This is a genomic window from Bacteroidota bacterium, from assembly GCA_016699695.1.
Taxonomy (GTDB): Bacteria; Bacteroidota; Bacteroidia; order Bacteroidales; family UBA10428; genus UBA10428.
Window position 1 is genome coordinate 1,598,412 of sequence record CP065006.1, and the last position, 26,288, is coordinate 1,624,699.

At 39.7% G+C, this 26,288-nt stretch carries 21 protein-coding genes and 1 tRNA gene; 14 read left to right on the forward strand and 8 right to left on the reverse strand.

Annotated elements, in window-relative coordinates:
• Positions 1-3 precede the first annotated feature (3 nt).
• The 3 genes from IPM71_06775 to IPM71_06785 all read right to left on the reverse strand — a co-directional run bounded on the left by IPM71_06775 (position 4) and on the right by IPM71_06785 (position 2,963).
• Positions 4-1,026, reverse strand: coding sequence for a hypothetical protein (locus tag IPM71_06775; GenBank protein QQS52431.1), 1,023 nt, complete (start codon positions 1,024-1,026; stop codon positions 4-6).
• A 6-nt stretch (positions 1,027-1,032) separates the two neighbouring features.
• On the reverse strand, positions 1,033-2,325 hold the full coding sequence (locus IPM71_06780) for a tyrosine--tRNA ligase (protein QQS52432.1): 1,293 nt from the start codon (positions 2,323-2,325) through the stop codon (positions 1,033-1,035).
• A gap of 107 nt (positions 2,326-2,432) precedes the next feature.
• Positions 2,433-2,963 carry a CvpA family protein gene (locus IPM71_06785; protein ID QQS52433.1) on the reverse strand — a complete coding sequence of 177 codons (531 nt, stop codon included), beginning with the start codon at positions 2,961-2,963 and terminating at the stop codon, positions 2,433-2,435.
• Positions 2,964-3,255: 292 nt separating this feature from the next.
• Between IPM71_06785 and IPM71_06790 the strand changes: the two genes are divergently transcribed.
• The 8 genes from IPM71_06790 to IPM71_06825 all read left to right on the forward strand — a co-directional run bounded on the left by IPM71_06790 (position 3,256) and on the right by IPM71_06825 (position 11,718).
• Positions 3,256-3,330: transfer RNA gene (locus IPM71_06790), tRNA-Arg, on the forward strand.
• Between the two features lie 192 nt (positions 3,331-3,522).
• The gene (locus tag IPM71_06795) at positions 3,523-3,660 is read left to right on the forward strand and encodes a potassium-transporting ATPase subunit F (protein QQS52434.1); all 138 of its coding nucleotides are present in this window, start codon (positions 3,523-3,525) and stop codon (positions 3,658-3,660) included.
• A 3-nt stretch (positions 3,661-3,663) separates the two neighbouring features.
• On the forward strand, positions 3,664-5,343 hold the full coding sequence (kdpA, locus tag IPM71_06800; protein QQS52435.1) for a potassium-transporting ATPase subunit KdpA: 1,680 nt from the start codon (positions 3,664-3,666) through the stop codon (positions 5,341-5,343).
• Between the two features lie 55 nt (positions 5,344-5,398).
• Complete coding sequence (kdpB, locus tag IPM71_06805; GenBank protein ID QQS52436.1) at positions 5,399-7,477, forward strand: potassium-transporting ATPase subunit KdpB; 2,079 nt, start codon at positions 5,399-5,401, stop codon at positions 7,475-7,477.
• A gap of 10 nt (positions 7,478-7,487) precedes the next feature.
• Positions 7,488-7,685, forward strand: a complete 198-nt coding sequence (locus IPM71_06810) for a hypothetical protein (GenBank protein ID QQS52437.1) — start codon at positions 7,488-7,490, stop codon at positions 7,683-7,685.
• A 92-nt stretch (positions 7,686-7,777) separates the two neighbouring features.
• Entirely contained in the window at positions 7,778-8,350 is a 573-nt protein-coding gene (gene kdpC, locus IPM71_06815) for a potassium-transporting ATPase subunit KdpC (protein ID QQS52438.1), read from the forward strand.
• Positions 8,347-11,034: a sensor histidine kinase KdpD gene (locus tag IPM71_06820; protein ID QQS52439.1), complete on the forward strand. Its 2,688-nt coding sequence runs from the start codon at positions 8,347-8,349 to the stop codon at positions 11,032-11,034. Before kdpC ends, IPM71_06820 begins: the two co-directional genes overlap by 4 nt.
• Positions 11,035-11,718, forward strand: coding sequence for a response regulator (locus IPM71_06825; protein QQS52440.1), 684 nt, complete (start codon positions 11,035-11,037; stop codon positions 11,716-11,718).
• Positions 11,719-11,867: 149 nt separating this feature from the next.
• On the opposite strand, the gene IPM71_06830 is transcribed toward IPM71_06825, so the two are convergent.
• Positions 11,868-12,182 (reverse strand): hypothetical protein, encoded by a 315-nt coding sequence (locus IPM71_06830; GenBank protein QQS52441.1) that lies wholly within the window; start codon positions 12,180-12,182, stop codon positions 11,868-11,870.
• 303 nt (positions 12,183-12,485) lie between these two features.
• On the opposite strand from IPM71_06830, the gene IPM71_06835 reads away from it, so the two are divergent.
• Entirely contained in the window at positions 12,486-13,325 is an 840-nt protein-coding gene (locus IPM71_06835) for an MBL fold metallo-hydrolase (protein QQS52442.1), read from the forward strand.
• A gap of 17 nt (positions 13,326-13,342) precedes the next feature.
• On the opposite strand, the gene IPM71_06840 is transcribed toward IPM71_06835, so the two are convergent.
• On the reverse strand, positions 13,343-14,635 hold the full coding sequence (locus IPM71_06840) for a hypothetical protein (GenBank protein QQS52443.1): 1,293 nt from the start codon (positions 14,633-14,635) through the stop codon (positions 13,343-13,345).
• A gap of 59 nt (positions 14,636-14,694) precedes the next feature.
• The gene (locus tag IPM71_06845) at positions 14,695-17,181 is read right to left on the reverse strand and encodes a YfhO family protein (protein QQS52444.1); all 2,487 of its coding nucleotides are present in this window, start codon (positions 17,179-17,181) and stop codon (positions 14,695-14,697) included.
• Positions 17,182-17,427: 246 nt separating this feature from the next.
• Between IPM71_06845 and IPM71_06850 the strand changes: the two genes are divergently transcribed.
• Complete coding sequence (locus tag IPM71_06850; protein QQS52445.1) at positions 17,428-18,924, forward strand: oligosaccharide flippase family protein; 1,497 nt, start codon at positions 17,428-17,430, stop codon at positions 18,922-18,924.
• 230 nt (positions 18,925-19,154) lie between these two features.
• On the opposite strand, the gene IPM71_06855 is transcribed toward IPM71_06850, so the two are convergent.
• Complete coding sequence (locus tag IPM71_06855) at positions 19,155-19,814, reverse strand: hypothetical protein (protein QQS52446.1); 660 nt, start codon at positions 19,812-19,814, stop codon at positions 19,155-19,157.
• A gap of 190 nt (positions 19,815-20,004) precedes the next feature.
• Entirely contained in the window at positions 20,005-20,955 is a 951-nt protein-coding gene (locus IPM71_06860; protein QQS52447.1) for a class I SAM-dependent methyltransferase, read from the reverse strand.
• 571 nt (positions 20,956-21,526) lie between these two features.
• On the opposite strand from IPM71_06860, the gene msrA reads away from it, so the two are divergent.
• The 4 genes from msrA (at position 21,527) to IPM71_06880 (ending at position 26,280) form a co-directional block, all read left to right on the forward strand.
• A complete protein-coding gene (gene msrA, locus IPM71_06865) occupies positions 21,527-22,123 on the forward strand; it encodes a peptide-methionine (S)-S-oxide reductase MsrA (GenBank protein ID QQS52448.1) in 597 nt (198 codons plus the stop codon).
• Positions 22,124-22,357: 234 nt separating this feature from the next.
• Positions 22,358-23,266, forward strand: coding sequence for a hypothetical protein (locus IPM71_06870; protein QQS52449.1), 909 nt, complete (start codon positions 22,358-22,360; stop codon positions 23,264-23,266).
• Between the two features lie 685 nt (positions 23,267-23,951).
• Positions 23,952-24,959 carry a formylglycine-generating enzyme family protein gene (locus IPM71_06875; protein ID QQS52450.1) on the forward strand — a complete coding sequence of 336 codons (1,008 nt, stop codon included), beginning with the start codon at positions 23,952-23,954 and terminating at the stop codon, positions 24,957-24,959.
• A 196-nt stretch (positions 24,960-25,155) separates the two neighbouring features.
• Entirely contained in the window at positions 25,156-26,280 is a 1,125-nt protein-coding gene (locus IPM71_06880) for a T9SS type A sorting domain-containing protein (GenBank protein QQS52451.1), read from the forward strand.
• Positions 26,281-26,288 lie beyond the last annotated feature (8 nt).

Consider the following 26,288-nt stretch of genomic DNA (forward strand, 5'->3'; position numbering starts at 1 on the left):
CGATTAAAAACGTGTTTTGATGTTGTCGTAAATCAGCAGCAACAGCAGCGAAATGGCAAAAGTCGACAGGGTGGAGATAAACACAATAATCGAGCGTTTGGGTTCGCTCTTTCGTTCGGCTATCTGGGCACTATCGACAATGTAAATCTGTGGAAGGGCTTGCTCCACATCTACACGGGCGGCTGCATACTTATCGTTGAGCATTCCCAGCCTTTCGATGGCCGACTCAATTTTTTTCGACAACTCAATATAACTACCACCATGTTTGGCCAATTGGTTAAGTTTATTCTGAATGGCCTGAACCGAGGAGTTGCTACCCTGAGCTAGTGCAGTGGCATAGGCCTGATTAAGGGCAGCCGCTTGCGACTGGTAATCGACAATGCCAAGTGCACGTATTTTTTTAAGCGAATCGCTAAGAACCTGTATCTCACCCTGGGCAGATTCATATTCGCGCTCTACAATCCGATAGGCTTCCAGGGCGCGTTCTTTCTGCATCATATGCACAGTAGAATCGATAAAGAGAGCAATTTCATTGGCCATGTTGGCGGCATATACCGGATCTTCGTCAAAAACCGTTATTTCAATAGACAGAAACTCCGTTTGCCTGAACTTAATATTTTTCTTATAGCGTTGGTCAAGTTTGGTATAAGGAAATTTCTTCGGGTCCATCTCGATCTCGTAATGATTCAGCAAATCGAATTTCTGAATAATATGATTTTTAATATGGATTGAATTGAGGATTTGTAACATCCGTTCTCCGTCTTCCTCGCGTCCGAATGATAAAATCCCCTGGCTGTTCATCGAAATGGACGAGGTTTCGACAAGACTCTTGGCCACTGAAACACTCGCTGCCGGAAACATTACCACCGTAGATTTGAAACGATCGGGCATTTGAAGCGTGGTGATAATCGAAATAATACCTGCCAGAAAACTTATGCCCAGAAGTATCCATCTTTTTTCCCATGCAAATTTTATCAGATCGAAGGCATCATAAACTTTTTCTTTTTTAACGGATAATTTGCTCATGTTCTCTTAAATTAATGTAATGAGGTTATAGTTCTTTTTTCCTTTTTGAACGAGAAGGTATTTGCTGTTTAACAGCCAGGAGCCATCGATTATTGTTTCAGGATCAGATATTTTCTGTTTGTTAATGCTCAAACCGCCGCCCTGCATCAAGCGACGCATTTCGCCTTTCGAAGGGAAAACTCCTGTATGGTCGGTTAACAGGTCTACCACATTCATCTTTTCTTGCAACAATGCCGATTTTATTGAAAATGCTGGTACACCTTCGAATACCGATAAAAAGGTTTTCTCGTCGAGACGGGCAAGACTTTCCGTGGTTCCGTTTCCAAAAAGAATTTGAGAGGCTGCTACGGCATTTTCGAGGTCTTCTTTGCTATGCACCATTTCAGTGAGTTCATCAGCCAGCCTCTTTTGCAAAATGCGTAAATGGGGTGCCTGTTCGTGCTCTGTAATAAGGGTCTCAATCTCGGCACGGGAGAGCATGGTAAATACTTTTATATAATGCGAAGCATCTTCGTCGGAAGTATTAAGCCAGAACTGGTAAAATGCATAAGGGGTAGTTTTTTCGGGATCGAGCCATACGTTACCACTTTCGGTTTTGCCAAACTTACCTCCGTCGGCCTTTGTGATTAACGGAATGGTAAGGGCAAAAGAATCATTGCCGGTAATCCGGCGAATCAGTTCAGTGCCAGTAGTAATGTTACCCCATTGGTCGGAGCCACCCATCTGAAGTTTGCAGTTGAGGTGCTGGTTGAGGTAAAGAAAATCGTATCCTTGCACCAGCTGATATGTAAACTCAGTAAACGACATTCCTTGTCCGCTTTCGCCAGAAACACGTTTTTTTACACTGTCTTTGGCCATCATGTAGTTAACTGTAATGTGTTTGCCTACATCGCGAATAAAGTCGAGAAAGGAGAAATTCTTCATCCAGTCGTAGTTATTCACCATCTCTGCCTTGTTAGGGGCGTCGGAACGAAAGTCGAGGAATTTTTCGAGCTGTGCTTTTATTCCGTCGAGGTTTTTTTGAAGTGTTTCTTCATTCAGCAGGTTGCGTTCCTGCGATTTGCCGGAAGGATCGCCAATCATGCCTGTAGCGCCACCTACCAATGCCACGGGTTTATGGCCGGCAAGCTGAAAACGTTTTAACAACATGATCTGGGCAAAACTGCCTACATGCAGTGAGTCGGCCGTAGGGTCGAAACCCACATAAGCACTGGTCATTTCTTTTTGCAATTGCTCGTCGGTTCCCGGGGTGATGTTATGCACCATTCCCCGCCAGCTAAGGTCTTCGATAAAGGTCATGCGATAAATTTTTTGCAAAGATAACATTTGAGCGATAAAACGAATGGTTCGCGCTAAAAAGAGCTACTGGTTTTAAAACAGGCAATTCAGTAAAGCAGAATATGGTTTTACTGGTTCACCAATACCTTGTCGGTTGCTTCTTTCAACTTGTCTGAGGCTTTCTCAAAACGAAGGTAGGGAAACACTGCCGGCGCAAGCTTAGAAAGCGGCTTATAGAGATAGGATTGTTTCATTTTTTCCTCGGGCATAAATGCATATTTTGAATGCATTTTATTGACTAATACCAGCAATACACTGATCATAAATGCATAGCGGACAATGGCAAAAAAAGAGCCGGCAATGCGGTTCGGAATACCCATGGCGGTAGCCTGGGCCAGTTTCTCTACCAAAAAACCAATCAGGTGCACCAGCACAACAATTATAATGAATATCAATGTAAAGGAAATGATGGGCAGGTACTGTCCGCTGATGTCGAATTTTTGGGTAAGTTGAGCACTTGTGAAATCGGCGAGCTTAATAGCACCAAAAATACCTAAAAAGAGCGCAGCAAGGGTAGCCAGTTGCATGATCAGTCCCTTGGTATAACCTCTGTAAATGGCCCAGATAAATACAAGCAGAAAAAAGATATCGAAAATCATGATAGGCAGTTTTGCCGCAAATGTAGCAAAATTGAAAATGTATCGGATACTGAGTTATGAAATGCCAGCATATTGTTTGGCAGATAATCGAAAACAGCCTTTATGAAAGGCTTTCGACCACGAATGACTTCGATAAACACTCAAATTTTGATAAGTAAAATAAATCGATATATCTTTGCAGCCAAAATAAAGGCAGCTCCTTTACAAAAGGTGCATTCGAGCAAATTCGGTTGCAAACAGTGAAGATGTTTAGTGTGCCACCTGACTTTCTGCCTCAGGTGTAAAAATAAATGGCCCCATAGTTCAAGGGATAGAACGGAAGTTTCCTAAACTTCAGATTCAGGTTCGAGTCCTGGTGGGGCTACCAATGAGGAGAGTGACTTGTTCACTCTCCTTTTTTTATGCACTATTTCCGTTCAAAAAACGGATATTTCCAGTAATCTACCCATTGTGAATTGCTTGAAGATAAACCTTTATAAAATCTTTATACTCCGGAATATTTTCCATACAAAATCCTTATAGGTTTCGCAGCAAATTTGTATGGATTAAAACAGAAAATATGAAGGCGTTTTTTTTATTATCAAATCTTAACCCTGTTATGCTAAACCATTCCGTCGGCTATCTGATAGGAACTCTAATTGCCCTTTTAATACTCGGATACCTACTTTATTCGCTCGTGAACCCAGAAAAATTTTAAACCATGAAAGTGCAGGATGTAATTCAAATGATTTTGTATTTTATTCCTTTAATAGCCCTTACACCCATTTTGGGAAATTATATGAGTAAGGTATTTACGGGTGAAAAGCATTTCATGCAGCCTATCTTTGGCTGGCTCGAAAACATAATTTATAGATTTGCTGGAGTAAATTCAAATGAAGAAAATAATTGGAAAGTTTACACTTATAGCCTTCTTTTATTTAATATGATAGGATTGGTATTTGTGTTTCTTTTACAAATACTTCAGAAATTTTTACCCTTAAACCCGGCACAATTATCGAATGTATCCTGGCACTCTGCACTAAATACTTCTATAAGTTATGTTACCAACACCAATTGGCAAGGATACTCCGGTGAAACCACATTGAGCTATTTTGTGCAAATGATAGGTTTGACAATGCAAAATTTCGTAAGTGCAGCAACCGGATTAGCTGTTTTGCTGGTAGTAATCCGGGGCGTATCCAGAAGAACCACCGACAAATTAGGAAGTTTTTGGGCAGATCTTACTCGGGCCACCCTCTATGTGCTGCTCCCTCTCTCAGTTGTATTTTCTATTTTTCTTGTTAGTCAGGGTGTGGTTCAAAACTTTAAGGCATACGAAACAGTCAACACCATAGAAGGTGCCCAACAAATATTGCCAATGGGCCCAGCTGCTTCACAGGTTGCAATAAAACAAATCGGTACAAATGGAGGAGGATTTTTCAACACAAACAGTTCACATCCCTTCGAAAACCCTACACCCTTCAGCAATTTTCTTGAAATGCTTTTTCTCTTACTTATTCCAGCGGCGCTAACCTATATGTATGGAAAAATGTTAGGTTCGACAAGACAGGGTTGGACTATTTTTTCGGTGATGATGATTTTACTGCTTGCCGGACTAAGCGTATCACTTTATGCGGAATATTCATCCAACCCCATTTTCGGCAATTTACCTCTGATGGAAGGCAAAGAAACCCGTTTTGGGATTACCAACAGTGTTCTTTGGTCTACTTCTACTACGGCAGCCTCCAATGGTTCGGTGAATGCCATGCACGACAGCTTATCACCCTTGTCTGGTATGGTGGCTATGCTTAACATAATGTTAGGCGGAATAATTTTCGGTGGTGTGGGTTCAGGACTTTACGGGATGGTAATATTTATCATACTTACTGTTTTCATTGCCGGATTAATGGTAGGAAGAACACCTGAATATATGGGTAAAAAAATTGAGGCTTTCGAAGTTCAGATGGCCATCATCGCCATTCTGGCTCCTGCTTTTGTAATACTTCTCTTTACCGCATGGGCTTCGGTGAGCAGTGCTGGTCTTTCGAGTCTTAACAATACGGGAGCACATGGATTTTCAGAAATACTTTACGCTTTCAGTTCGGCGGCAGGAAATAACGGCAGTGCATTTGCAGGACTTAATGCCAATACACTCTTTTACAACTTAACATTGGGAATAAGTATGCTTATCGGACGCTTTGGTGTGATCATTCCTGTGCTTGCCATAGCCGGAAGTATGGCGAAAAAGAAAATAACTCCTCCTTCAGCAGGTACATTTCGCACCGACAATTGGTTGTTTATAGGCTTGTTAATTGGCGTCATTCTCATTGTTGGCGGGTTGACATTCTTCCCTGCCTTATCGCTTGGACCAATCGTAGAGCATCTTTTATTGCATATGTAAATTTGAACACCCGAAACTTCGAATTTCAAATTCATTTTTTTAAGCATCAACAAATATGAGCACAAAACAAAATACAAGTCTATTCAATAAAACAATATTGATGCAGGCTGCAATAGGGAGTCTGATCAAGTTAAACCCGGTTTCTCTGATCAAAAACCCTGTCATATTCATCGTTGCAATTGGTTCGTTTCTTTCAAGCATTGTGGTATTAGTAGATATTTTTCAAGGTGTTTTTTCACCTTTTAATTTCCAGATTGCTCTATGGCTCTGGTTTACTGTACTGTTCTCCAATTTCTCGGAGGCAATAGCCGAAGGACGTGGTAAGGCTCAAGCTGCCAGTCTGAGAAAAAACAGGACCCAAGCCTTAGCCCGGAAAATGGTTGGCAAACAGGAAGTAATGGTGCATGCTACAGAGCTCAAAAAGGACGATTTGGTGATCTGCGAAGCCGGAGATGTTGTTCCCTCCGATGGAGAAGTTATCGAAGGCATTGCAAGTGTTGACGAATCAGCCATTACTGGCGAATCTGCTCCGGTAATCCGCGAAAGCGGGGGAGACCGTTCGGCTGTTACCGGCGGAACTAAAGTAATTAGCGACCGAATCCTTATCCGCATCACCACCGAACCGGGTAACACATTTATCGACCGCATGATTGCCTTAGTTGAAGGAGCAAAACGTCAGAAAACCCCTAATGAAATTGCTTTATCGATATTGCTTTCAGGCTTATCTGTAATTTTCCTTCTAGCAGTGGTTACACTACCCGCATTTTTTGCCTATGGTTTATCTGCATCTAATTTGCCGTTGTCCGATAATTTATCCATTCCTGTTCTTATCGCATTGTTGGTGTGTTTAATACCTACTACCATTGGAGGTTTATTAAGCGCAATAGGTATAAGCGGCATGGACAGGCTCTTACAACGCAATGTAATTGCTACAAGTGGGCGTGCCATAGAAGCTGCGGGTGATGTGGATGTGCTTTTGCTCGACAAAACCGGAACCATCACACTGGGTAACCGCATGGCCACCAACTTTATTCCTGCTGAAGGAATTAGCATTGAAGAATTAGCAGATGCAGCACAGCTTTCCTCTCTTTCCGATGAAACACCCGAGGGTCGATCAATTGTAGTGTTAGCTAAAGAAAAATTCAATATCCGCGGCCGCGAAGTATCTCAGCTGAATGCCTCCTTTATTCCCTTCACTGCACAATCGCGCATGAGTGGAGTAGATATAAAATCCAGCGAAGGAGCCATCCATCATATCAGAAAGGGCTCTGCTGAGGCTATTCGTAACTTTGTACTAGGCAACAACGGCTTTTTCCCTCAAAATATTCACGACACCGTAAACGAACTAGCCCGACAAGGAGCTACACCACTTGTGGTAGCAGAGAACAATAAAATATTAGGAGTAATACACCTAAAAGATATTGTAAAAGGTGGCATAAAACAACGCTTTGCAGAACTTCGAAGCATGGGTATTAAAACCGTGATGATAACCGGCGATAACTCATTAACCGCTGCAGCCATCGCTGCTGAAGCAGGAGTTGACGACTTTATGGCAGAAGCCAAGCCCGAAGATAAATTGCGTCGTATTCGCGAAGAACAAGATAACGGTCATTTGGTGGGTATGATTGGTGATGGAACTAACGATGCCCCCGCTCTGGCACAAGCTGATGTTGGCATTGCTATGAACTCAGGTACCCAGGCTGCCCGTGAAGCCGGAAATATGGTTGACCTGGACAGCAATCCTACCAAATTAATTGAAGTTGTTGAGGTGGGCAAGCAATTGCTTATGACCCGTGGAGCACTTACAACCTTTAGTATTGCCAACGATGTGGCAAAATACTTTGCCATAATTCCAGCTATTGCAATTGCTTTGTATTCAGTTGAATCAGGTGTGGGTCCGCTTGCAACTATTAATGTAATGAAACTTGGCTCGCCACAAAGCGCCATATTAAGCGCTGTAATATTCAATGCAATTATTATCATTCTTCTGGTACCCCTGGCATTAAAGGGTGTTCGATATCGTCCGGTGAGTGCCAAAACTGCTTTAACCCGAAATCTATTGATTTTTGGATTGGGTGGGCTAATTGCACCTTTTGCAGGGATAAAGCTGATAGACCTTCTAATCAATTTATAACATTAGCCTCATGGAAAACATAATAAGAAGCCTTATAAAACAACTAATTGTAATGAAAGAGCAAGAGATTAGCCAAATTGAAATATATAAAAATGGCGAATTCAATGACTTAATTCTCATCTCATCAGGTAAAATAATTGAGCTGGATAATGTGATTCAGAAATTGATTGACTTACTAAACTATCATACTCTTAGTAAACTAAAATAGAAATGAAACATCCATGAAACCAGATTTGACATACAAAAAGTATTTTGCGTATGGATGTTCCATCTGGCTAATAAAATTTAAATTATAAACAGATGAAAAACTTACTCATAACAATAAAAATATTCCTGCTGTTCACCATACTATGCGGAATAATATATCCCGTTTTTATTACGGGTATTGCCCAAGTTGTGCTACCTGAAAAGGCCAATGGAAGTTTAATTATTAAAAACAATAAAACAGTTGGAAGCATACTAATCGGCCAGCAATTTGATAGTATCAGATACTTTCATTCTCGCCCTTCCGCAATTTTGTACAACCCTCTGCCTTCTGGAGGTTCAAATTATGGACTAACCAATCTGAAATTAAAAAGCCTCGTTGCCGAACGAAAACAACAGTTCATTTCAATTAATCAACTCGATAGTCTCACCACAATACCGTCCGAGATGCTCTTTGCATCGGCTAGCGGATTAGATCCGCATGTATCAAAAGAAGCTGCATTGTTACAAGCAAACCGAGTTGCAAAAGTCCGAAATTTTTCCCAGGCGCAAAAACAACAACTTTTTCAATGTATTAATGATCAAACAGAAGGCCCCCAATTTTCGCTTCTGGGACAAGAAAGAGTGAACGTTTTAATGCTTAACTTAATGCTCGATACAATTCAATGATTGATTTCGAAGATAACCGCCCAGATCCCGATGAACTTTTAGCTGCTATAAAAAGCGAAGAAGAAAAAAGTAAAAGGGGAAAACTGAAGATTTTTTTTGGTATGTGCGCAGGTGTGGGCAAAACTTACACTATGCTTCAAACTGCCCAAGCCGAAAAACTTAAAGGTAATGATGTAATTATAGGTTATGTTGAAACGCACAATCGGAAAGAAACAGCTTTACTTGTTGAGGGTTTTGAACTTATCTCCCGAAAAACCTACAATTATAAATCTACTCCTGTTCAGGAAATGGATCTGGATGCCATTATTGCACGGAAACCTCAAATTGTTCTGGTTGACGAGCTCGCACATAGCAATGCTCCTGGCAGCAGACATGCTAAAAGATTCCAGGATGTACTGGAAATTCTCGATCACGGTATCAATGTGTACACTACACTAAACGTGCAGCACCTCGAAAGCCGATCAGAAACAGTGGCTCAGATTACAGGAATTATTGTTCGGGAAACCTTACCCGACGAAATTTTCGAAAATGCTGAAGAAATTGAGGTAGTTGACCTTACCCCTGATGAATTATTGGAAAGACTTACTGAGGGAAAGGTTTACACGGCAGAAAGATCTAAAGAAGCAATAGAAAACTTTTTTAGAAAAGGCAATATAACGGCATTGCGCGAGATGGCCCTGCGCATTGTTGCCGACCGTGTAGATAAGCAGTTACACGATTACATGCAGCAAAAACGAATTAAAGGGCCGTGGAAATCGGGATTGCACTTGTTGGTGGCCATCGACTACCGCCCACAGTCGACCAAGCTCTTACGCTGGGCGAAGAATCTTTCCTATTCAATGGGAGCTAACATTCAGGCTGTGTATGTTGAAACACTTCATAAACTCTCGGTAAAAGAGCGTGAGCAACTCGATAAAAATATAAACCTTACCAATCAGTTAGGTATTAAATTCCGGATTATTACACACCATGATGTGGTAAAAGCCATTGTGGGTTTTGCCCTAAAGGAAAATGCCACACATATCATTGTAGGAAAGCCTCGCGTGCGTAACCTTATGTCAATGTTCATTCTTGGTAATTTTATAAACCGACTGATAAGATATAGCGGAAACATTGATGTGTATATACTTGGGTCGGACAGTCAGGCTAAAGATCGTTTTAAAGAAAAAGTTTCCATTCCTTCTTTTACTTCCAACATCCAACAATACCTTATTGTTACTCTTTTTGTAATCTTGTCCTCGTCAATATTTTATCTGGTTAAAGATTTTATTGGTTACCAGGTTGTATCGTTCGGCTTGTTATTCTTAGTTTCTCTTCTGGCTCTATTCTATGGAACCGGACCAATTTTACTCGCAGCAGCATTATGTGCAGTAATCTGGAATTACTTTTTCATTCCACCCCAATTTACACTGCATATTGATAGGCCCGAGGATGTACTGATGTTTGCCATGTTTTTTATTATTGCCCTGCTAAACGGAACCTTAACTTCAAGAGTACGCCGTCAGGAGAAAAAAATAAGAATCAGGGAAGAACGTACCGAAGCCCTTTACCAGCTTACCAAGGAATTATCTATTGCTTCGGGTACCGAGGAAGTTTCTAAAATTGCAGTGAAATACATCCATAAGTATTTCATTCTGGACAGTGCGATCATACTTAAGAATGAACTAAACCAGTTAGCGATTAAGATTCAATACGAAAGCAAAATACAACTTTCTGATAATGAATTCAGCATTGCCGAATGGGTTTACCGGCATTCGGCCAAAGCAGGCAAACATACCGATACTCTGCCCTCTACAGACTTTACTTTTTATCCCCTCATTGGAAACAACGAAAATATGGGGGTAATTGCAGTTAAACATACCAGTGTATTTACTCAAGGCGAACTACAATTCTGGGAAGCCTTCCTATCACAGATTTCAGGCAAATACGAGCGTGAGTTTTTACGAAATGCAGCTAAAAAAGCATACGTATTGAATGAATCGGATAAACTTTATAAAACGCTTTTTAATTCCATCTCTCATGAATTACGCATTCCAGTTGCAACCATCATGGGAGCATCAGAAACTCTTTTAAATCATACCTATCCGGAAGAAACAAAGCTTCAACTGTATTCTGAAATGAATACTGCCTCAATAAGGCTTAACCGGCTCATCGAAAACCTTTTAAATATGTCCCGCCTGGAATCTGGACGTATTACTCCCCGCATCGATTGGTGCGATGTGCAAGATTTGGTAAACAAAGTAGCCGATAATCTGAAACATGAATTGCTCCCGTTTAAATTTTCTACCATCATACCTTTAGATATGCCCATGGTGACATTAGATTTTGGGCTGATTGAACAAGTTTTGCATAACCTAATTCTCAATGCTACACAACACGCACCAGCAGGTAGCAGAATAAGAGTAAAGTTTTATTACGATAATGGTCTTTGCACCATTCAGGTTATGGATAGGGGTCCCGGGTTTCCTGAGTCGGAATTATCATCGGTATTTAATAAATTCTATCGGGGTAAAGATGCCAAAGCAGGTGGAACTGGCTTAGGTTTGTCCATTGCCAGAGGGTTTGTTGAAGCGCATAAGGGCAGTGTGGTAGCCGAGAACCGACAAAATGGCGGAGCTATATTTACTATTAGCATACCAGTTAAAATACCCAATATCAATACCTACACACTTAACGATGCATAGATGACAAATGAAGGAACCATACTTATTGTCGACGATGAAGTCCAAATCAGACGACTGCTCGAAATAACACTGTCAGCAAATGGTTATAAAATTTCCGAGGCAGCAACAGGAAAAGAAGGTTTGGCGTTAGCTGCTTCTTTGCAACCTGTGCTGGTAATTCTCGATTTAGGCCTGCCCGATGTTGAAGGCCTGGAAATATTAAAAAAACTTCGGGTGTGGTACCACAAACCTGTCATCATTCTTTCGGTTCGCAACTCAGAAGATGATATTGTAAAAGCACTGGACAACGGAGCAAACGATTATCTCACCAAACCCTTTCGAACAGGAGAATTGCTGGCACGAATCCGGGTAGCAATAAGGCAAAGTGAAAATATTTCGGATAAACCAATTATAGAGTTTAATACCCTGTCTGTTGATTTAGCCAGCCATAGTGTTCGCAAAAACAATTTAGTCATCAAACTCACATCCACGGAGTTTCTTTTGTTGGCTTTGTTGGCCAAAAACGAAGGCAGGGTTTTAACACATCAATATATTTTAAAAGAAGTTTGGGGCATGGGCTACATCGACCAAACCCAATACCTAAGAGTATTTATTGCCCAATTGCGGAAAAAGATAGAAGATGACCCTACAAAACCGAAAATTCTCAATACAGAATCGGGAATAGGTTATCGGTTTGGTAGTTAATCCATTCTGTTCTTAATAAACTCTTTCGACCGATAATTACCCTGATAACAATTGTATACAAACTTGTTTATTATTACGGCCAATATTAACTACCCTATTGGTAAAAATGAAATGCAGATTTGAATAAATGCAAACCCTCACTAACCACCTTATTTATATTCCTTCTCCTCAGGAAAATACTCGATAATGGCTTCTTCAAGGGTATTTAACCTGACACGCACCTTACGGGGTTCGATCTCGAAACAATTGGTAGCATCGTTCCAGGTAAATTTATGCAAATCGAGGGTAAGGTTATCTGGCAAAGTATGAAAGCAGTGACGGCAACCATGTTTTGCCTGTATAATCTTAAGCTTCTTCCTCTCCAGTTCATCCATCCCATAATAATCGTTTTCGTTTATCGAACTCTGAAATACAATGTGGTAATCCTGTTTAGGATAATCGAATCGTGCATTGTGCCTGCTCATAGCTTTCATATTTAGAAGGTGAAAAAAAGCCTGCCCTACTCAGAAGAATCAGTTTGTAAGGATTATGCTCTCTACCCGATGTGCCCCTTGCAAGAAACTAAAAATACAAAATATGCCTGCCAAAGTCAAGGGTATTTTTCTTGTTCAGGCAGCCATGAACAAATCATCATCCCGCTTCATTTGATACTCCCAAGCTTTTATCTTTTATTACAGGAGAAAAGATGCTTAAGCGGGTAATATGTGTTGGAGCTATTATTTCATGTGCCTTTCATTGTATCTTTGCACCCATTGATTTTAACGGCTATGAAAATACATGTCATCGAACCCGGCACTTTCAAATTAGACGGGGGTGCTACTTTTGGAGTGATTCCGAAAACGCTGTGGGAAAAAGCTTATCCTTCGGACGAAAATAACCTTTGCCTCTTTGCCCTCCGAAGCCTGTTGATCGAAACCGGGTCGAGGTTAATCTTGATCGACACAGGAATAGGTAACAAGCAGGATGAAAAATTTTACCGACACTACCACCGCAGCGGGCATCATTCGATGGTAAAGGCCCTGGAAGAAAAGGGCTTTGCAGCCAGCCAGATTACGGATGTATTGCTCACCCATTTGCATTTCGACCATGTGGGCGATGCAGTTAGTCAGAACGAAAAAGGTGAGTTGGAACCGACCTTTAAACATGCCACCTACCATGTAAGCCGTCGTCAATGGCAATGGGCCATGCAGCCAAACCAGCGCGAAAAAGCTTCCTATCTTGCTGAGAATATCCTCCCACTGGAAAAAGCCGGAATGATCCGGTTGATTGAACAAAATGAAAAATGGTTTGGCAACATTGAATTACGTATGTTTCATGGGCATACCGACGGCCTGGTGGTTCCCTTTATATCTTACAAAGGCAAAACACTTGTTTTTACCACCGACCTGTTAGCCATGGCAGCCCAGATACCCAGCTCGTGGGTGTGCGGCTATGATACACGGCCACTCTTATCGTTCGAAGAGCGCGAATCGTTTTTATCTGAGGCCTGCGATAATAATTATTTCCTTATTTTTCAGCACGATTATTACACCGAGTGTTGCCAGCTCGAACGCACCGAAAAGGGAATCAGACAGGGTAAAACCTATAAGCTCAGCGAAGTGTTATAACCTGGTATTCGACTGAATTATTGATCCGCGATTAACCAATGCTGTCCCAAACTCTTTCCAGTTCCAAGAATATCTGATTTTCCTGTGCCCTGCTTTAACGCATAGATGTTTCCAAAACTACCGTATTGAATGTAATTAAGTGCCTGGACTACAGCCGGGTCATTGATGTCACCCCAATCATAAGCATGGTTGTCTGTAAGGTTTAAGTCGGGAAGAATTCCGTTTTCGTAATCACCATAACCCAAGGCATTCACTGATTTAGCGGTTACAGGATATGCCAGCCAGTCTTGAAAAATAAATCCATACATGGCATAGGGTTTGCCAGTTGTTGTCTCACCTATTTGAATAACATCCATGTGAGGTTCGAGTCCATTAATCACCAATTCGCTGGCAGAGGCTGAATAACGATTTGTAATAAAGAATACACGATCGAGGTCGAGATTAGTTGAGTGATTTCTAAGAAACAGGGTAGTATCCTCATAAGCCCGAATAAGATTGTTGTGCTTAATAGAGATGAATTCTTGCCCAGTGCTATTTGCAGGAACAATTATTTCCGCCATTTCCTGTGCCAGCGAAATGTATCCTCCTCCATTGTACCGTAAGTCTACAATCAACTCATCGATACCCTGGGCTTTAAAAAAGCCAAAAGCCTGATCAAATTCTTCTACGGAATACCCCAAAAAACTTTGGTAAGCCAAATACCCTATTGTTTTATTGTCGATCTCATACACTTGTGGGTTAAACACTGCATCGAGCAAGTAGACTTCCTTTTGAAGCGTTAGGGTTTGAACCTGCCCATCGGGTTTTATGAATTTAAATTTCATGCTTCCCGGTTCGATACTAAAAAATGCATCGAAAGAGCTAATGTCTTGTACATGAACATCGTTGATCTCTTCCAAAATATATCCACGACGAATACCCTGCTCGTAGGCGGCAGTGTTTTCGTATGCCATTATTACCCTCAGGTTGTAATAACTGTCCCAGGCAAGGTAAAAGCCATAACCAAAATCTTCTCCCTCGTCGAAATAAGACGTAACCTCCTCGTATTCACCGATAAACGACCATTTATCCTGATCGACCTTTAATTCGTTCATTAATTGCTCGGGCGAATTGTATTGACTATAATCGATTACAGGCACCTGGTCGTACCAGTAATACCAGGTGTTCATTAACTCATTGACAAACCAATAAATACTGTCGGATTCGGGAATTGCGGGTTTCGTCTCTTCCTTTTCGCATGAAAGTAACATTGGAAGCAATGCTATTGTAGCAAGAAGGAAAAATTTTATTGCTTTTTGGTGGAATTTCATGATCTTAACTAATTTGGGGGAAATCGATTCTTGTTTCGGTTTATTTGGATGATCAACAATTAATTTGTGGATTCTTTTTTAATCATCCTGATTTCGAAAATAACTGTGCCTGCAAGCAATAGCAAAAGCAATACCGACGAGGCAAGCGATATTTTTTCTCCCGTATAGTATGCGCGGGGCTTAAATACAAACTCAATACTATGCTCGCCGGCAGGCACCACCATGGCCCTTAGCACATAATTCGCCCTAAAATGATCAGCTGGTTTTCCATCGATGCTAACTTCCCAACCGGCCGGATAGTATATTTCGGAGAATACGGCAAGTTGTTCGTGTTGCGATTGACTCTTATAAACCAACCGATTGGGCTTGTAAGATTCAAGCTGAATGCGTGCAAGGCTATCGGCTACAAAACTCTTATTTTCTACCTGGGATGAAAAGCGTTTATCGATTATCACATTGTTTTTATTTCCCTGGCTGGCCAGCTTTTCCAATTCCTCATCGGCATTTTCTGCCAACAAGTAGGAAGCAGAAAACCAGGCATTGCCATATGCATGCACATTCTGAAGCGGACTGGCTTCGGGATTGTATATAAAATAACGGGTATTGAGCATGTTCAACACATGGCTTGCGGCCAGGGTTTGCTCTATTTGATCAGGGTTACCTCCCCGAAGTGCATTGATTACCTTTTGCGACTCGGGCGAAATGTTGTGCTCAATTAATTCCTGGTATCGACGCATTTTAGCACCATGATAACCTCCTATCGATTTATGAAAATACGAAGTAGAGGCATCGTTAAACACATCGACAGCAAGGTTCAAAACCCTGAAATTTGGATCCTTGTCTGTTAAAACAGCTACGTCAGCTTTACTGGGTACAAAACTCTGGTTTTGTACCTTCTGAGTTACAAAATGACTGCTATTCAGGTAGCGTTTGTCCACAACCCAAAGGTCAATTAGCACCAACAAGCCTAAGGCCACTACGGCATGCAAACTTTTAATTTTTTGTTGAATCAGTAGATAGGTGACACCTGCCGCCAGGGCAATAAACACAAAGGAGCGAAAAGCATCGCGACGCAACAGCATGGCGCGGTCGGTCTGCAGGGCTTCCACAAAATCGTTATAGCCTTGTGCAAGGTATTGCTCATCGATAGCCGACTCGAAATTGAAAATCGATTTTCCGAAAAGTACCAGGAAGAAGCTAATTCCTCCGGTAATTCCAAATGCATATTTCAATGCTTTAAGCGCTTGCGCTTTGTTTACTTCCTGTTTCAGAATTTTATCGAACGCAAGCACTGCAAGCAAAGGCATAGTAAATCCGGCAATCACAAGGGTCATTGAAACAGCCCTGAATTTGTTGTAGCCCGGAAGATGGTCGAGCATAATATTGGTGAGCCAGGGCAGGTTGTGTCCCCACGAAAAAAGTACCGATACGAGGGTAGCGGTAAGGATCCAACCCCTGTTTTTGCGGTCAACTACAAATATGCCAAGCACAAATAAAAAGCAAACAATGGCACCCACATAAACCGGACCCGAGGTGCCTGGTTGGGTACCCCAATAGGTTGGCATCTGTTGTATGGTTTTTTTTGCTTCAATCTTTCCCTGCACATTGCTTAAAAACTCATAGGTAGCAGAGTTCAAGGGAAGTTCTCCACCGGAAGCACCGCCCATAAAATTAGGGATCATCAGGGTGAAGGTTTCGCTTTTGCCATAGCTCCATGCGGTGGCATAATCGCGATCCAGCCCGGAGGTTTTATTGTCTTGGTCGATTGTAAGTTCCGACTTGCCCCGGATGGAATATTTCCCATACTCGGCGGTGGTCCAAAGGCTGGGCACGCTAGTGCCAACAGCCAGCAAAACCATGGCAGTAAGCATGCCAATAGCCTTAATGCTCTCTTTCAATCTCTTTTCCTTAAATGCCCAAATAATTTCGAACAGCCCGTAAACGAGTATAGTGATAAGAGTATAATAAGTAATCTGAAGGTGGTTGTTGAGCAATTGCAAAGCCAGAAAAATACCAGCCATGAGACTGCCAAATAAATATTTCTGTCTGAAAGCAAGGTGAATGCCACCTATAATGGCCGGATAATAGCCCAAGGCAAAAGCCTTGGATGCATGCCCTGGCACCAATATGATAAGCAGGTAGGAAGAAAAACCATACATGATAGCTCCCACAATAGCCAGACGGTGATCGACTTTAAAAGCAAGCAACGATAGATAAAACCCAAGCAGGTAAAGAAAAATAAAACATACCGGGCGCCAGTTCACCAGAGTAAGCCAGCTATGCACATGGCGGAAAAGATTCGACTTGTACACGGTCGAAATCAGGTAGGCAGGCATTCCCCCAAACATGCTATTGGTCCAGAGTGCTTCTTTTCCTGTTTCGTTGCGGAAATCAACCAGTTCTTTCGACATGCCAAGGTGCATGTTTATATCGTGCTGGCTAATTACTTTCCCGCTTAGGGCAGGTGCCATGTAGGCCATTGCAAGAAACAGAAAAATAACCACAGCAATGGAAAATGCTTTTAGATTTTGCTTAAGAGTTGTCATGGATAATTAATTCTGAAGTTTGTTGGCGAATATAAAAATTAAACACTAAAACCCAGCACGTTTCCTTTAAGTCGTTAGCAATGTTTTCAGTATTTCCGACCTGCATTGGTTCTCTTTCGAAAAAATCTACTTCCTGTTTGCACCACTCTATTAAAAAACGACCCTTAATTGGTATTTAAATAATTACTAATATCGCAAAGGCTTTCTGAAGGAAAAACTTGGGAGAGGATAAAACGAATTTGATAAATGCGCCTTTATTTTCGCAATACAGCTTTTCATACCATTGTTTACAGCCTTGGCAACATTGGCACCAAGATGATTGGCTTGCTTCTTTTACCCCTTTATACTTCGGTTCTCGATACTTCAGATTACGGCCTATTGGCCTATTTTGAAGTTTCGGTGCAATTGCTGATTGCCATTCTTTCCCTGGGTTTTCCTACTGCAATAATCCGATTCTGTGCCAACGAAACGGATGTTCAGAAACGAAAACAAATCATTTTTACAATCCTGATTATCACACTTTCTACACTTGCCCTGGTGCTGGCTGTCATGTGGAATTTCAGACTGCAATTGTCAATGGGCATCTTTCAAACTCCCGCATACCAGTCGCTTATCAGTATTGTTTTGCTCACGGTGTTTTTTGAGGTCCAGAATATTTTAGCGCTCAGCATCATGCGACTTAACGAACAATCGAAGTTTTATGTAATGGTGGTTCTCAGTAAGTTTACGCTCATTTTGCTTCTGAATGTATATTTTCTGGTTTACCTTAAAATGGGAGTTAAAGGTATTTTGCTAAGCCAGCTTATTGGCAGCGTTTTACTTTTTATTGTTACCACCAATGTGATGATAAAAAGCTCTGTAGCAAGCTTTAACCGCACTGAGCTAAAAGCTATATTGAAATACAGTCTCCCCTTACTTGTATCGGCTTCAGCTGCCATGTTGCTGAATATTTCCGATCGCTACATTGTGGAATACCTGCTCGATTTTTCGCAATTGGGTATTTACAGTTTGGGCTACAAATTTGCCAGCGTAATCAATATTTTCGTAATCCAGTCTTTTCAGCTTGGTTTTATGCCTATCGCCTTTAAGATATTCTCCGACAAAGATTCCAATAAGTTTTTTGCCCGCTTGTTTACTTATCTCGCCTTGATATTGCTGGTTTTTGCTCTTGTTCTCTCTTTCTTTTCCATCGATGTCATTCGGCTCATGGCCGACAACCGCGACTACTGGAATGCCAATGCGGTAATTCCCATTTTATGTATTTCGTTTGTGTTTAAAGGAATGCAATACATACCCATGTTGTCCATTCATTTTGCCAAAAAGACGCACCTCGATATTTATGTGGTGCTTGTTGCCGGAATAGTGAATGTAGGGCTTAATTTCCTTTTAATTCCTCACATGGGAATAATGGGAACTGCCATGGCTGCAGCTATCACCAGCGCCTTGCTTTTATTTTTTTATATGCTATTGTGCCGCCGGCTTTTCCCCATTCCCTGGGAATTTTTACGACTTTTGAAACTCTTTTTCATTGCTGGTGCGGCACTGCTGCTTTCTTTGCTACCGGTTGCTTCGGGCGTTCTGGTTCAGATTCTTTATAAAATTCTGCTGTTGGCCCTTTTTGTAGCAGCCTTGTATGTTTCAAGGTTCTTCTTTCAATCTGAAATGGGCTTGCTCAAAGGACTTGTAAAAAAATGGCAGAAACCTGCAGATTGGTTCAGCAATTTTAAAGAGCTAAAGCTTTAAAAATTTAATTTACAGCACATTCGATCTATTCATCGAAACAAGAAATCGAAATTGATACTAACTAAGCTTTTATCTATAGGCTGAAGAAAAATAACGCCCAGTATATGCAAAGTAGGCGATTGCGGGCTTCAAACTTATCAAACTGCTACAATTTTGAAGCGAGCTACAACCCTTTAATTTACTACCATCACGCCTATTTTGTATATACATTGTTGTATGCAGTTGGATCATTACTTATCAGGACCAATATCAGCAGTATCTTCCTCAAAAGAAGTTAAATCAAAATGCTTCTGATACTTTCCAACAATAAGTTCTATCATTTGAAAGAATTCATACTCATAATTATCTAACGGAAGATAATAATTGAATTGACTTGATTTATTATTAGACCAGAATTCACCATTTATATGTGTACGACCATTGCTAATCACCATCAACCAATCAGAAACATCATGATAGAATTTGTTTGAATCATTATCCCAATAATAATAATATCTCAAAAGTTCCGGGTAAAGTGTGTCGCCATTAATTAGTACTCTTGATGTGCCATTCAGAGAAATTGTATCAAAATATTCAATTTTCCTTTCAACTAAAATACGCGATTCATCCTTTGACACTTTTGATATTTTTTGAAAATCATAATTTAGGCAAAAATCATATAAACTATCACATAGGACCTTGTCAAATTTTTTTTTGATAGACCTTTCTGGGTAATACTCTGCAATTTCTATTATACTCTTTGATTTTATTCTATTTACCTTAACTTCATATCTATCGCCAAATTCTCCAACATCCATCGTCCATCTAAAAGTGAAATCCTGGCTTAGTATGTTTTGGGCACTAAGAGAGAATAAGATTAGTAAAATAAATCCGTTGGCTTTTAATTCCATAGTTCAACTCTTTATCCTTTGGTGTATTAGACAATCAAAAACTATTAATCCCTTAAATAACTTTAAAATACTATATAATCTCATCGTTTTATGTCAAGGTGATCGTACTACCAATTGCATACAACTTGTGGATATCAGGCAAAAAGAGGGGTTGATGATTGTATTTGAACAAGTCGAACGCCCGCAGCTATCAGATATGTTCTAATATGAAATATGCCTGATCACCCTTTTTCTGCCTGTTGAGTTGTTTGCTTTCTATTTCAAGACCTATCTTCCTGAATTTATGTTTTAGCTTATTAAGTCCTGAGGGTTTGATCATCTCATTCGCACTATAACCTTTTGCATATTCTTCACTAATTAAGAATTGCCCAGATCTGGAATTATAAACACTTTTAGATAGTTTTAATCCAGCCTTATTGGCCAATAAAGTAATTGATTTTTCAGAATGCAAAAATATATGCCTAGGAGCATCAATCTGATACCAGTTTACACCATATCTTTCCCAGGCCTCGTTTGGAAAAGTAGGAATCGATAAAATACAATAACCGCCTTTATTTAATTTTTGTTGAACCAGATTTAGTTCTTCCTGCGGATCAATAATGTGTTCGAAGGAGTGATTGTAAAAAATAACATCCCACTTTTCCTTCTCCTCTTTAAGCCCTATTGGTTCCAGCAGAAGGCCATTTTGATAACTGACTTTTTTTTGTCGAAACGGATCGATGCCTTTTGTTTTTTGAAAGCCAATTTCAGCCAATGGATAGAGAAAGTTGCCATTTCCACAGCCCACATCAAGAATTGAGCTTTTTCTGGTAACAGAAATTTCTCTTAATATGTTGTATATATCCTTAGTAAAGAACAATCGCCCGAAATACGAAAGTATGCCCCGTGAACTTGAGTTTTTAACCGATTGAAGACGGCATCGTCCACTGAAACCTGTATATCTTTTTTCGTCAATCTCCTGATAGCTGTAATAATTATCCGATGGATAATACTTAGCAAAATCAATTGAAGAATCTTCAAGCTGCAGGCAATTGCATTCCGAACAGGTGAAATAAGTGAATACTTCGCGGGTTCCAAACATCATCTCTTTTACCTGATAGTATTGATTATTGCTAGCATTGCGACAAATTTTACAGCTCATCAGTTATTTTTTAACCAGATTAATAGGATGACAAAAGTACTATTTATTGCAAATGTATAAACCTTGTGAAAGTTGAAAATAAAAAGCATTTTCATTTCCATTACTAATTCTGATTTTAAACTGAAAGATTACCACAAATTGATTGTAAAACCCCTATCATTTTTTCTCTAAAAGCTTTTTTATTCGTACTATCCTAATTCGATGAAGCTCCCCGCAGCAAGCTGACGGGGTATCTGCAAAGGATTTTATTTTATTCGCCTCAAGAGGCGGGGCATTTACCCGCGCACCCGCTTTCAGCCCCGATGTATATGAGGATTCGACTATAAAATTTCATTTCGTGAACTCATGAAATTTAAGTCTCACGAATAAAATCTGAGTTGTGTATATTTTCTAATTAAAACAAATAGAAACTCTGCAAACCAAATCCGTACCCACCTATTTAAATTCCAGAACTTCAAAAATTCTTTCGCTTGGAAAAATCAAATAAATTGGGTTATCTTCTGAATTCTCTGCAAGCAGTTAAACCAATTTCTAATTTGCCGGTTATTTCAATACATTAATTGTCACTACCATGCAAACTTACCTGCCGCTTCTCTTAGCCTCACTTCTTCTTTTTACCGAGGCGAAAACCCAAACCAAAGCCATAGCCACCCTTGGGTCGGGCTGCTTCTGGTGTACCGAGGCGGTGTATGAGCGTGTCGAGGGTGTAATTAGCGTGCAATCGGGTTACAGCGGTGGGCACACCAAAAATCCTACCTACAAAGAAGTGTGTGCCGAAACCACTGGTCATGCCGAAGTAATACAACTCGTTTACGATCCTGCAATAATTTCATACGCAACCATATTGGAAATTTTCTTTAAAACCCACGATCCTACCCAGTTGAACCGGCAAGGGAATGATGTGGGTACCCAATACCGTTCGGTAATTTTTTACCACAGCCCCGAACAGTTGAAAGTTGCTACTGAAATAAAAAATCGCCTCGAAAAAGAAGGCATTTGGGAAAAGCCCATAGTCACTGCCATAGAAACCTATACAGATTTTTACCAGGCCGAACTTTCGCACCAGGATTATTATGAGAATAACCCTTCCCAAGGCTATTGCCGCTATGTAATAACGCCAAAAATTGAAAAATTCGAAAAGGTTTTTGAGGAATACCTGAGACGCTAAATATTCACATCTGAAAGAGATTATTCGATCTTATCTACTTGCATACAACTGATTATGAACTTGCTCCAAAACAAGGATTCCTTAAAATGATAGCAATTCGAGTTTCAAATTTTTCACAAATGAAAATTTAGAGGTTTATTAACATTCAACCTCTTTCGAGTATTTTTAACTATTAGATTTGAATTGGTAAAAAATGGTCATACATTAACGTATCAAAATAAAATCCCGATAGCTATGAAAAATATATTCCTTGTCCTCCTTATAACCATACTTCTATTCTCTTGCGGGAATGAAAGTGAGAAAGGTAAAGTCATTTATAAGATGCAATTTACAACAGATAAAATAATCTTAAAAAATCAGAGTTTGAACCCCGATAGTTTATATTCACAATTTGGCGATTACATAACAAGTTTAACTCCTACACAATTTATTGCTCAAATCTGGACCATTGGTTATATAGATACTGTAATGGCTCCCGGCACTAACAGTGCCCAAGTGTTACAATACATAATACAAAGCGTAAACCATTTACCCCTCAATGATCCGGCAAGAATGGTTGATTTTTCTAGCAATGTAACTCTTAGTTTTAATCCTGAAATTTATGGCCGGGTAAACAATGATGGCCAATTTGAAGACAAACAGATTGACTTTAAATATTTTTATTTTATGCCAAGATTTTTCTGCCAGATTGTACAACTTCCGGCAGAATATGAAAATATTAAATTGGATATGTTTCCTCCGGATTCATTAGAAAATAATATTCTTAAAATCAGCCAAGTTGAAATGCTTAAAAAAATATTTCCGAATGCTAATACAGAATGGGGTTTTAATTTCTTTTTTGGCAATACTGATTCCTCATTTGTTGTTAACCCAAATGGTGAAATGATCCCCACATCAGATGATAACCCAATTAGTTCGCCACTGAACAGTTTGATCATTAGAAGTAATAAATACACAAATATGATCTATAATGCACCATTAGCTGGAGAAACAGTAGTGATGAATGGAGTTTTAAGTTTTGACACTATTAATTTGATTCAAGTTTATACAGGAGCAGACAATATACCTTACACCAGCGATGACGTATTTGTTTATGCACCTAACTTTTGGGAAAGAATCTATTCCAAATTAGAAATAATTTAAACTGAATCATTTAAACAACAATTGCCAACACCCGCTATAAATAATTGCAGCTTTGTTGGTTAGTAGAGTATTCTCTTGAATTTTTATTCGAAAATATTCTTGTCCGGTAAACCGGAATTGTTTGGTTGCAATTTTAGGCAATGATCTCAAAATAGACCGTTCAGCCTACGAAATATTACAAGTTTTAGGAATCTCTCTACTGGACAAAACCCCTGTAATAGAGCTATTTGCAAACATAGGTTACAATGAAGTCAAATAGTTTGATTATAAATAACTGCTAATCAGATTATTATAAGTGGGTAATCATGTTCAGACAATTAAAAAAACATTTTTTATTACTACCTCACGGTGATAGTTGGCTTCAAATTCTAATAGCCTCAACGAATACTTAGTTGTTTTTAAGCTGAAAATATCAGCTTTCTGAAAAAAGTGCCTACTTTTAAGTGCTTCATAAAATAAAACTATGCGAACTTTTACTCTTTTTTTGCCCTGCTGTTAAGCCAACCATGCTCCAAAAAAAAATTTGAAAGTTGAACCTCCTCTCGAAAGCAAAGTAGTGAAAACACAATGCACATGCGAAAGTAATTTGACTACAATGAGCCTAAGCCACTTACTAAAAGGAATTTTTTTGCCGATATTCCAACACAACAGAAAATAAAATTATAAAAAACATTAAACTATCAACATGGAGGACGAAATAATGAAATCAATAAATGCAATAAAAAAAATAGCATTAACAACACTTTTAGCTTTCACCTTTTCTCTTTCAACACTTGTAGCCCAAAACGACACAATGTATGTAATGAAAGCAGGTGTGGTGGTAAAAAAATACAATGTACACACTCAAGTGGATAGCCTTATTTTTTACAATCCAAACAAAAAAGTAACCATTAACATTGCTTATGTAAACATCCCCGCCGGCACTTTTATCATGGGTAACCCTCCGAGCGAAGAACCTCTCGGATGGGGAGCTGATAATCAATTTCAAGTTACGCTGAGTGCCTTTCGGATAAGCAAGTACGAAATTACGAATGCACAGTACGCCGTTTTTCTGAATGCCGTTGGCGTAGGCAACGATGGCAAGTATGCTGCAGGTGCTTACCCAACTAAGATCTTGATTACTGCTAGTAGTGGCAACTTTGACTGGGGCTTACATTACAACACCAATAAATGGGAACCTGTAACTGGTTACGAAAACCACCCTGCAATAAACGTATCATGGTATGGAGCAATGGAGTTTGCTACCTATGTAGGTGGTAAATTGCCCACCGAAGCACAGTGGGAATATGCATGCCGTGCAGGCACTACCACTCGTTTTAATACAGGTGATCATCTAACCAACCTGCAAGCCAATTACGATTGGGCATATCCTTATACAGGTGGCACCAACACTTTAACTACAAAACCAGGTAAATCTCAAGTCGTAGGCACTTACCCAGCCAATGCATGGGGATTATACGACATGCACGGCAATGTGGACGAATGGGTTAGCGATTATTTCGGCGACTATCCAACTACTCCCCAAACCAACCCAACTGGCGCCTCTGCTCCTAATAGTTACTCTCCCGAAGGCCGCATAATGCGGGGTGGTGGTTTTAATTCTCAAGCAAGGTGGTGCCTCTCGGCTCATCGCCGACACATACATTCGGCAGGGGGTGTGATTATTGGTTTTCGAGTTGTTATGGCCCCTTAGTTTGCTGTTTTATATGGCTATGAGATTAAAAAAAGATAATGAAAAGAGTTTTATCAAAATGGGAGGTTGCGACCACCATTTGATGAAATGGACAATTAGTCTGCCTTATACATTTGGCAAATACTAATAAACTGTACTACAATAATATCTTATAATTAGAATAATTTGTAAACGATATAATCAATGGAGGTTTAAAATGAAACACAAACGTTTAAAGCTAGTAGCGATACATTTGTTTGGTTTAGCATTAACAGGAGTATTTGCACAAAATATGAATGTGAAAGTATCAAACGGTACGCAGACAGCTATTCCTGTTAATACTATTAAAAAGTTGACCTTTACATCCAGCAGTATTGCAGTTTACAAGACTAATGGCAGTGCTGCTGGTTATGCCTATAGTAATGTGCGCAATTTAAATTTCGACAACATCAAAAGTGTAAGTATTAGTTCGCTTAAAAATTCCAAAATCTTTAGTTTACCCCAGTATGTTAACACTCTGAGTAATGATTATCCACTAATGATTGCTATGACATGGACATGGAGCGGTGTTTTAGGAATTCAAAGAACCTTGCTCCAATTTGATTTGTCACAAATTCCAAGTAATGCAATTATCCAATCCGCAACTCTTAGTTTAAAAGGGTCTGGAAGTAATCCACATACACATAGCAATTCTTCATCATTAAATCGTATAACGCAAGCTTGGGATTATAGTAATGCTACATGGACCAATATGAATAATAAATATACTACTACCGGTAGTATTCCAATTACAGGCACAACTTCCGGAGCACCTAACGAAAACAAAACGGTTGATATAAAAAGTATGGTTCAATATTGGGTTAATAATCCACAATTAAACTATGGTATGATGTTAAAGCTTGATAATGAAACTACATACGCAACAATGCAATTTGGTACCGACGACAATACTAACTCGACATTACGCCCTGTATTGAATATAAGCTATGTCATTTCTTCTCTTAAGAGTGCTGGTTCAACAATTTTTGATGAAGAATTTGCGGCAAATCCACCAAGCATAGTTACTACAGAAGAGAATGTTTCCGACAGTACTTTGTTTGATAAAAACATAATTATTTCGCCTATTCCGGCATATAATTATTTAGATATTACAATTAATGCCAATGGTGTTGAAAACGTAAGCTATGAAATATATGATTTACTTGGGGCAAAAAAAGCTTTTGGACAAATATCAGCTCAAAATAAAGAAAAACTTGGAATTGAATCACTAGGTGAAGGAGTATATTTTATTAGGTTTAAATATAAAAATGAAGTGATATCTAAGAAATTTATAGTTAAGTAATGGTTTAA

Coding starts and splice junctions, on each gene's coding strand:
- IPM71_06855 (QQS52446.1), bottom strand. CDS start 19,814: ATGGAATTAAAAGCCAACGGATTTATTTTACTAATCTTATTCTCTCTT.
- IPM71_06835 (QQS52442.1), top strand. CDS start 12,486: ATGAAAATACATGTCATCGAACCCGGCACTTTCAAATTAGACGGGGGT.
- kdpB (QQS52436.1), top strand. CDS start 5,399: ATGAGCACAAAACAAAATACAAGTCTATTCAATAAAACAATATTGATG.
- kdpC (QQS52438.1), top strand. CDS start 7,778: ATGAAAAACTTACTCATAACAATAAAAATATTCCTGCTGTTCACCATA.
- kdpA (QQS52435.1), top strand. CDS start 3,664: ATGAAAGTGCAGGATGTAATTCAAATGATTTTGTATTTTATTCCTTTA.
- IPM71_06845 (QQS52444.1), bottom strand. CDS start 17,181: ATGACAACTCTTAAGCAAAATCTAAAAGCATTTTCCATTGCTGTGGTT.
- msrA (QQS52448.1), top strand. CDS start 21,527: ATGCAAACTTACCTGCCGCTTCTCTTAGCCTCACTTCTTCTTTTTACC.
- IPM71_06825 (QQS52440.1), top strand. CDS start 11,035: ATGACAAATGAAGGAACCATACTTATTGTCGACGATGAAGTCCAAATC.
- IPM71_06875 (QQS52450.1), top strand. CDS start 23,952: ATGGAGGACGAAATAATGAAATCAATAAATGCAATAAAAAAAATAGCA.
- IPM71_06850 (QQS52445.1), top strand. CDS start 17,428: ATGCGCCTTTATTTTCGCAATACAGCTTTTCATACCATTGTTTACAGC.
- IPM71_06780 (QQS52432.1), bottom strand. CDS start 2,325: ATGACCTTTATCGAAGACCTTAGCTGGCGGGGAATGGTGCATAACATC.
- IPM71_06785 (QQS52433.1), bottom strand. CDS start 2,963: ATGATTTTCGATATCTTTTTTCTGCTTGTATTTATCTGGGCCATTTAC.
- IPM71_06880 (QQS52451.1), top strand. CDS start 25,156: ATGAAACACAAACGTTTAAAGCTAGTAGCGATACATTTGTTTGGTTTA.
- IPM71_06810 (QQS52437.1), top strand. CDS start 7,488: ATGGAAAACATAATAAGAAGCCTTATAAAACAACTAATTGTAATGAAA.
- IPM71_06870 (QQS52449.1), top strand. CDS start 22,358: ATGAAAAATATATTCCTTGTCCTCCTTATAACCATACTTCTATTCTCT.
- IPM71_06830 (QQS52441.1), bottom strand. CDS start 12,182: ATGAGCAGGCACAATGCACGATTCGATTATCCTAAACAGGATTACCAC.
- IPM71_06775 (QQS52431.1), bottom strand. CDS start 1,026: ATGAGCAAATTATCCGTTAAAAAAGAAAAAGTTTATGATGCCTTCGAT.
- IPM71_06795 (QQS52434.1), top strand. CDS start 3,523: ATGAAGGCGTTTTTTTTATTATCAAATCTTAACCCTGTTATGCTAAAC.
- IPM71_06820 (QQS52439.1), top strand. CDS start 8,347: ATGATTGATTTCGAAGATAACCGCCCAGATCCCGATGAACTTTTAGCT.
- IPM71_06840 (QQS52443.1), bottom strand. CDS start 14,635: ATGAAATTCCACCAAAAAGCAATAAAATTTTTCCTTCTTGCTACAATA.
- IPM71_06860 (QQS52447.1), bottom strand. CDS start 20,955: ATGAGCTGTAAAATTTGTCGCAATGCTAGCAATAATCAATACTATCAG.